The following is an 8,253-nucleotide window of genomic DNA, read 5'->3' as shown; positions in this document are numbered from 1 at the left end:
TTGCTCAACCTTATACATTGTATTTACATAAGTTAAGTATAGCGCAACCCAACGCTTTTTTCAAGCCAAATCCCCCTTGCAAAGGTGAATTTTCCAGTTTTTGACGCAGACTTTTTGCCGCTTCGTCTTAATAAGGATGCGTAATAGCATCCTTATCACCCAAAAGGTGAGCGGAATGTATATCGTAAATCGCTGAATTTCTTTTTACTAATCACTTGTCACTCGTCACTAATCCCTGTTTTTAGGATCATTCGCTTTACCCGTCTGGGCAATTCGCTTAGCCATTGAATGACGACGAAGAACAGGGGGATGAAGAAGATCGCCAGGAAGGTAGCGGCCAACATCCCGCCCATAACGCCCGTTCCGATGGAATGGCGGCTGGCCGCTCCAGCGCCCTTGCTAACGACGAGAGGCGAAACGCCGAGAATGAACGCCAGCGAGGTCATAATGATCGGCCGCAAACGCAGTCTCGCCGCTTCCGAAGCGGCGTCCAACAAACTTTTGCCCTCCGAATGCAGGACGGAACAAAATTCCACGATCAAAATGGCGTTTTTCGCGGACAGGCCAATGAGAGTCAACAATCCGATTTGAAAGTAAATATCGTTGGATATTCCGCGCCAATAGATCGCCGCAATGGCGCCGTACGCGCCGAAGGGAACCACTAACAGCACCGCAATAGGCAAAGACCATTTTTCATATTGCGCCGCCAACACCAGGAAAACGACGATCAATCCGAAACCAATCACATAGGGCGCTTGGTTTCCCGCCTTCACCTCCTGATAGGATGCGCCGCTCCAATCGAATCCATAACCCGCCGGCAGTACATTGGCGGAAATATCCGTCATGATCTTCATAACTTGGCCCGTGCTGTAACCAGCAGCGGGTTCGCCTGTGATCTGCACGGAAGGAAACGTATTGAAACGGCTGACAACGTTGGGTCCGGATTGGTTTTTCATGGCCAGCAGTCCGGATAAAGGAACCATCTCTCCCGATTTATTGCGCACATAGAATTTCCCAATATCGCCGGGATTTTGCCGGTATTGGGATTCCGCTTGCAACTGTACTCGGTAAATGCGTCCGTACTTTACGAAATCGTTGACGTACAAGGCCCCCAGATAGGCTTGCAGCGCATCGAAAACTTCATTGACGTCCACGCGGGCGGATTTCGTCCGGATACGGTCGAGTTCAATGTAAATTTGCGGCGTCGAAACATTGAGAACGCCATTGATTCCCGCAATTTCCGGGCGTTTTTTGGCTTCGTCGAGGAGACGATTCATCACGTCCGCCAATTCGCGGATATCGCCCCCGCTGCGGCTCTCCAATTGGAATTCAAATCCGGCTCTCATCCCCATTCCCTGAACGGGCGGCGGACTGAAAGCCAATACCATCGCTTCTTTCAGAGACGCGAAATGGCCGAAAATACGCCCGACTAAAGCCTGAACGCTTTGATCGGGCCGCGGGCGTTCTTTCCAATTCCGCAATTCGACAAACATCAGTCCGGCGCTGGTGCTGGCGGAACGGCCCGCCAAAATATCCTGCCCTCCCAGCGTAACGACGTTGCGCACTTCCGGTTGCTGCAAAAGAAATTCTTCGATTTGGCTTAAAACTTTTCCGGTTCGATCGATGGAAGAGCCGGGAGGAAGCATCGCAGAAATAATAACGAATCCTTGATCTTCCTGTGGAATAAAACCGCTGGGTACTTTATCGAAAAGTCCAGCGGTGATATAGATCAATCCCGCATAAATAAGAATGGCGATCAATCCCAGCCGGATCGTCATGCGCACCGTCGAAACGTAGGCTTTGGTAAATTGCCCGAACAAAGCGTCGAACCAGCGGAAAAAAAAGAACTTTTTTTCGATGGGTTTCAAAAAGATGCGGCAAAGCGCCGGGCTGAGCGTCAACGCCACCAGGCCGGAGATGGCGACGGAGATGGCGATAGTAACGGCGAATTGCCGGTACATCTCGCCCGTTAATCCGCCCAAGAAAGCAACCGGAAGAAAAACGGCGGATAGAACCAGCACAATGGCGATTACCGGCCCCGTAACCTGATCCATCGCCTTGATGGCGGCCTCCCGCACGGGCAAGCCCTCCTGATGCATGATGCGTTCGATATTCTCCACGACGACGATGGCGTCGTCGACGACGATGCCGATAGCCAGCACCAAGCCGAATAAGGTTAAGGAATTGATCGAAAATCCCAGCGCCAACATACCCGTAAAAGCTCCGATGATAGCCACGGGAACGGCAAGAAGGGGAATCAGCGTCGCCCGCCAATTGCCTAAAAACAAAAAGACGACGGCTAACACTAAAAGAATGGCTTCCACGAAGGTTTTGACCACTTCGATAATGGAGATTTTAATGAAAAGCGTGGAATCGTAAGGAATCCCGTATTTCACGCCTTTGGGAAAATTTTTGGATAATTTTTCCAACGCTTCCTTCAGGCCGTACGCCGTATCGAGAGCGTTGGCGCCCGACTGGAGATAGGTCAGGATGATGGTCGTCGGCTTACCATTCTTGCGGGCGAGCATATCGTAACTTTGCGATCCCAATTCCACGCGCCCGACATCCTTGAGACGCAGAATCGTTCCATCGGAATCGGCGCGCAGAATGATCTGCTCGAACTCCTCGGGCGTCTGCAAACGCCCTTTGGTAATCACGGGAATAGTGAATTCCGGCTCGTTGGAATTGGGCGCCGCTCCAATGCGCCCGGCGGCGTAAAGGCCGTTTTGTTCGCGGATCGCCGCAGCGACGTCCGTCACCGTTATGCCTTTGGCGGTCAGCGAATCCGAATTCAGCCAAACCCGCATGGAATAATCCTTAGCCCCGGCGACGAACGCGTCGCCGACGCCGGGTACCCGCTTCAACGTATCCAGCATGTAAATATTGGCGTAGTTGCTTAAAAACAAATCGTTGTATTGCGGATCCTCGGATTCGACGGAGGCGACCAGAATCATGCTGGTGGAGGATTTCTTGATGGTGATGCCTTGACGGATCGCTTCTTGAGGCAATCGCGGTTCGGCGATTTTCAAACGATTCTGCACTTCCACCGCCGCGATATCGAGATCGCTTCCCACTTCGAACGTTACGACGATCCTCAAAGCGCCGTCATTGGAACTATAGGATTGAAAATAAAGCAGGTTTTTGGCGCCGCTGAGTTCTTGCTCGATGGGCGCCGCCAACGATTGCGCCACGGTCTCCGCATCGGCGCCGGGATACTTGGCGGAGATTTCCACCGTCGGCGGCGTAATTTCGGGAAATCTCGCCACCGGCAGAGTTACCAAGGAAACCAAACCCGCGAGAACGATGATAATCGATAGAACCGACGCGAAAACAGGACGATCTATAAAAAACCTGGAAATCATGGATTTATCCTTGAGGCGCCGCGGCGGGCTTCGAATACTCTCGATAAGGAACAGGATGCACAACCATGCCCGGCTGCGCTTTCATGCCGTCAACGATCACTTTTTCCCCCGGCTCCAAGCCCTCCGCAATGATCCAGTCCTTGCCGCTCCACGCCCCCAGCGCAACTTTTCGGAATTCCGCAACATTCTTTTCGTTTACGACCAATACAAAAGCGCCGGAGGGAATCTGGTTGACGGCCCGCTGGGGAACGGCGATGGTATGGGGCCGCGTCCATCCTTCCATGCGGCATGTTACGAACTGTCCCGGCTTGAGAGCGGCGTCGGGATTGGGAAACTCCGCCCGGTATTCCGACGTTCCCGTTTCCGGATGAAAAACGGGATCTTCAAAGTTCAATTTCCCTTCCTGGCCGAATATCGCTCCATCTTGCAAAACGATTCGAAACCGCATTTGGCCGCCATCCGGAATCGAAATCCGCTTCGCCAATACATCCTGCCTCCAAGTTAAATACTCGCGCTCGCTCATTTTGAAACTGACGTAGATCGGATCGGTTTGGGTTATCTCGGCCAACAAGCTGTTTTGCCCGTCGTCCACCAAACTCCCCGGTTCCTTGTACGACTTTCCGATGCTTCCGTTCAAGGGAGCGTGTATCTTCGTATAACTGAGCACGAGCTTCGCCTTAGCAAGATCCGCATTGGCCAATCGCAGCGAAGCGCGGGCGTCGTCGTTTTCCATTTGCGCCTTGTCGAAGTCGCTGGGCGTAGAGTTTCCCGTCACCCGCAATTTCTTCACCCGCTCCCATTCGCGCTCCGCCAGGCGTAGACGAGCTGTCGCCTGCTCGACGCGTGCGGCGGCGACCTCCACATCCGCTTCGAACGATTCCGATTCGATCTTGAAAAGGAGTTCTCCTTCTTTAACGGCCGCGCCCTCTTTGAAAAGTCGCGAATCCAAAAAACCCCGGATGCGCGCCCGGATTTCAACGATCTTGGACGGCGCCGTGATGCCGACGAATTCATAGACAAGCGGAACCGTCGTCGCTTCCGTAACGATATAGGACGCTTCCGGAGGAGGAGTGGATCCATTCGGGGAAGGCGCGGATTCCGCCGCCCATAACGGCGAAGGCGCCATCCAACCGAAGAGAAAAAGAACGAGCAGTGGCAGTTTTATCAAAGAGAGAGACATCGCGATACTCCATGAAGGATAGGGAACGCCCTAGCAATTTCCTCTATTGATCGTCAATCGCAAAAATTAGTTTTCGCGTACTGTACCGTCTGGACTGTAAAGATTATAATAATCGTTATGAGACCGTCAAGGGTTTTTCCATAATGAAGGCGGCGGAAAGGCGTAGAACGTTGAATAGCAAAAAACCGAGAAATGCCAAAGACAGAATTTTAGATTGCGCCGAAGAGTTGGTCGTGGAAATTGGCGCCGGCAACCTGACTTTGGACGCCATCGCCGAACGCGCGCAAATCAGCAAAGGCGGTCTTTTATACAACTTCCCTACAAAGGAATCCCTGCTAAAAGCCATCGTCTCCCGTCTCATAGAACGATTCGATAAATTGCACGAACAAGTTCGGAATCAAATCCCGGAGGGGCCGGGAAGGGATTTGAAAGCCTATGTCCATGCTCGATTGGAAATGAGCGGAGCCATGAACCAATTTCAAATCAATCAAAATGTTTGCGCCTCCCTCTTGGCGGTCTTCGCCAATGACCCTAAATTGGTCGCTCCCATACGCGAAGTTTTCAAAAAAAGATTGGATACGATCGAAAAATCCACTTCCAGTTTCGAGAAAGCGGCTATTATCGCCTTCGCCGCGGAAGGATTGGCGTTTCTCGAATTGATTCAATTCTCCCCCCTTGATAAAAAGAAAAGAAAACGCTTCGTGAAAGCGCTCATGGATTGGATCGAAGAGGAGTGAGGAATGATGAGTGATGAAGAAATGTAGGGTGGGCTCAAAGCGAAGCGTAGCCCACCAATTCTTGTCAAAGTGTTTCAGAGGAGTGATGAGGGATGAAGTCGAAATAGAATTTCGTCATTCATCATTTCTTGTTTTTCGGATTCTATTCTGATAACGTAGAAAAAAATATCGTTGTCAATTTTCCAGATTGCCAATCGCTGAAATCGATTTTTCGAAAGGACTTGAGTCATGGCAAAATCTTATTCGTTAGGCATCCTCCTTTTAATCTTGACCGTAAGCGCCGCTTATTCCGCAGTCCCGACATACGATAACGAACCGTCATCGCAATTTTTCCAGAAATGGCTCTTATGCGGCCCCTTCCCCAATCCAGAAAAAGCTTACGACAAACAGGATCGAACGCAATCCGGTTTTTATATCGATTACTTGAAAGCGCATGGCGGAGAAACGCATCCCAAAATCCAAATCGGCCAAGTGGAGAAATTCGGGGATCATTCCGCTTCCTGGATCGAATACAAATCGGAAAGCAACCTGGTTTATTTAGATCAACCCATTTCCAGAGACGCCTTCGTGCTAGCCTATGCGTACTGCGAAATACAGTCGCCGGAAGAAAAGCCCTGCTTTTTAGCGCTGGGAAGCAACGATGGCATAAGAGTCTGGTTGAACGGCGAAGAGATTTTAGACCTTCCCGCCCGGCGCGGACTTCACGCGGACGACAATGTAATTCCAATTGTCCTTCATCAAGGGCGGAATACCTTATTGTTGAAAATCGCCGAGACCGAAAATCTTTGGGGATTTTGTTGCCGATTGCTGCCATTCGACATGAATCAATTGAAGGCGGATAGAAATTTGTTCCGCATCCTCACCCATAAAAACGGCGAAGCCGCGCTGGAATATACCGGCTCCCAACCGCTAGCGGAAAAGATATTCAAAAAAGTGGATTTGGAAGCCTATCCCATAACTGGCGCCGATCGTCCTATTTGGAAACAAACCTGGCCGGGGACGAAAGAAACGCCCATCGGCGTCGACGCCTCCATTTATCGCGATTATATTCTGCGAATCGTCATCTCCTTGGCGGACGATTCGCAAAATATCCTCAATTTGCCCTTCTCGGTTGGACGCCGCATTGACTACAGTCTTTTCCAAAAAGGAAAAACAGACTACGCCATTATCGTCGGCGAAAACGCCTCCGATTCGGAGCAATGGGCCGCTAAAGAATTGCAGCATTGGCTTAAAGAAATCAGCGGCGCCGAGTTCCCTCTTCGCAACGATTCGGAAAATCCAACGCCGAACGAAATCGTCTTGGGATGGAACCATCATAGCCAGGCCTTACTTGCCGATCAGGGAGCCGCCGAGCCGGAGCGTCTCGACGAAACTTACTCCTACCGCAATATCGGGTCGACGATCTTCATTTGGGGCGGCAAGGAACGCGGAACCATGTACGGCGTCATGAGCTTTCTCGAAAACGAATTCGGCTGCCGCTGGTACACTCCCTCCGTCAGCGTCATACCCGAAAGAGAATCGTATTCTTTTTATAATTTAAATCGTACCGAATCGCCGGGACTGCGCGTGCGCAACGATTTTTATTTCGAAGCCTTCGATCCCATCTGGGCGGCGCGCAACAAAGTCAACGGCGCCATGAATTACCGGGAGCAGCCGGGCGGCTTGGAATGCTACTGGTCTGTGCATACGTTTTTCCCCCTCGTTCCGCCGAGCGAGTTTTTCGAAAGCCATCCTGAATATTACAGCCTGATCGACGGCCAACGCGTCCACCAACACGCGCAACTTTGCTTGACGAATCCAGACGTACTGCGCATCATGACAGAACGCATCTTGAACGTCATACGTAAAAATCCCCAATATTTAATCTACTCCGTATCGCAAAACGACTGGGCGGGACCTTGCCAATGCGATCAATGCCAAGCCATCGCTAAGCGGGAAGAGAGCGAATCCGGCCCCGTTCTCTGGTTCGTCAATCAGGTGGCGGAAGCCGTAGAGAAGGAATTTCCCGACAAATACATCGGTACGCTGGCCTATCAATACACGCGCAAACCCTGCAAAACCATCCGCCCCCGCCAAAACGTCGTGATCCGGCTTTGCAGCATCGAATGCTGCTTCGCGCACGATTTCACGCACTGTCCTGAAAACGAGTCCTTCGTGAAGGACATCGAAGGATGGTCCGCCATCGCTCCCAATCTCTATATCTGGGATTACGTCGTCAATTTTTCCCATTACGTCATGCCCTATCCCAATTTCCGCGCTCTCCAGCCCAGTCTGCAATTTTTCCGCGATCATCACGCCATCGGCGTTATGGAGCAAGCCGCCTATCAAAGCCGCGGCGGCGAATTTGCGGAGTTGCGCGCTTACCTCATCTCCAAACTGTTATGGAATCCCGACTGCGACGTTCAACAAATCATCGACGATTTCATGTACGGCTATTATGGACGCAGCGGCCAATACGTTCGCCAATATTTCGATCTTTTGCATAACCGCCTCACGCCGGATACGCATATTCATTTGGGATTGCAGCCGGACGATCCCCTATTCTCCGATGAATTTATCAAGCAGGCGGAAGCGATATTCGACCAGGCTGAGATTGTGGCGGATTCGGACGCCATCCGCAAAAGGGTGGAAATGGCGCGTTTGCCCATCATGTATCTGAAATGCAAGCGCGACCCGCAAAAGGCCGTTATCGATCGCACGTACCAACGGTATACGGAAATCGCCCAGCGCGAAGGCGTCACGCACTACGCCGAAAGCGGACAGCCGCACAGGGAAGCGTTCCATAATGCAATGGATGCCATCGAAAATCAGTAAAAAGAGAGCCTCATGCAAAAATTCTTTTATTCCTCCCCCATGCTTGGGGGAGGTTAGGAGGCAATGTCATTAAGTTAAGACATAACGTGACGAAATTCCATTCCCTCGCCCTCTGGGAGAGGGTTAGGGTGAGGGATTTTAAATTCAACAAATTCATGCT

Annotated in this window: 4 protein-coding genes; 2 read left to right on the top strand and 2 right to left on the bottom strand. The window is 51.4% G+C overall.

What is annotated here, in order from left to right:
* Positions 1-218 precede the first annotated feature (218 nt).
* Complete coding sequence (locus AB1656_05685) at positions 219-3,362, bottom strand: multidrug efflux RND transporter permease subunit (protein MEW6234858.1); 3,144 nt, start codon at positions 3,360-3,362, stop codon at positions 219-221.
* 4 nt (positions 3,363-3,366) lie between these two features.
* Positions 3,367-4,542 carry an efflux RND transporter periplasmic adaptor subunit gene (locus AB1656_05680; GenBank protein ID MEW6234857.1) on the bottom strand — a complete coding sequence of 392 codons (1,176 nt, stop codon included), beginning with the start codon at positions 4,540-4,542 and terminating at the stop codon, positions 3,367-3,369.
* A 170-nt stretch (positions 4,543-4,712) separates the two neighbouring features.
* Here AB1656_05680 and AB1656_05675 point away from each other — a divergent pair, with 170 nt between their 5' ends.
* Positions 4,713-5,279 (top strand): TetR/AcrR family transcriptional regulator, encoded by a 567-nt coding sequence (locus AB1656_05675; protein ID MEW6234856.1) that lies wholly within the window; start codon positions 4,713-4,715, stop codon positions 5,277-5,279.
* 228 nt (positions 5,280-5,507) lie between these two features.
* Positions 5,508-8,093, top strand: a complete 2,586-nt coding sequence (locus AB1656_05670; protein MEW6234855.1) for a DUF4838 domain-containing protein — start codon at positions 5,508-5,510, stop codon at positions 8,091-8,093.
* Positions 8,094-8,253 lie beyond the last annotated feature (160 nt).

The sequence above is a fragment of the Candidatus Omnitrophota bacterium genome, from assembly GCA_040755155.1.
Classification (GTDB): domain Bacteria; phylum Hinthialibacterota; class Hinthialibacteria; order Hinthialibacterales; family Hinthialibacteraceae; genus JBFMBP01.
Note: the sequence above shows the minus strand (reverse complement) of the source record. Positions and strands in the feature narration are given on the sequence as shown.

Excerpts from the sequence above, each read along its gene's own strand:
- AB1656_05685 (MEW6234858.1), bottom strand. The coding sequence starts at position 3,362 with ATGATTTCCAGGTTTTTTATAGATCGTCCTGTTTTCGCGTCGGTTCTA.
- AB1656_05680 (MEW6234857.1), bottom strand. The coding sequence starts at position 4,542 with ATGTCTCTCTCTTTGATAAAACTGCCACTGCTCGTTCTTTTTCTCTTC.
- AB1656_05670 (MEW6234855.1), top strand. The coding sequence starts at position 5,508 with ATGGCAAAATCTTATTCGTTAGGCATCCTCCTTTTAATCTTGACCGTA.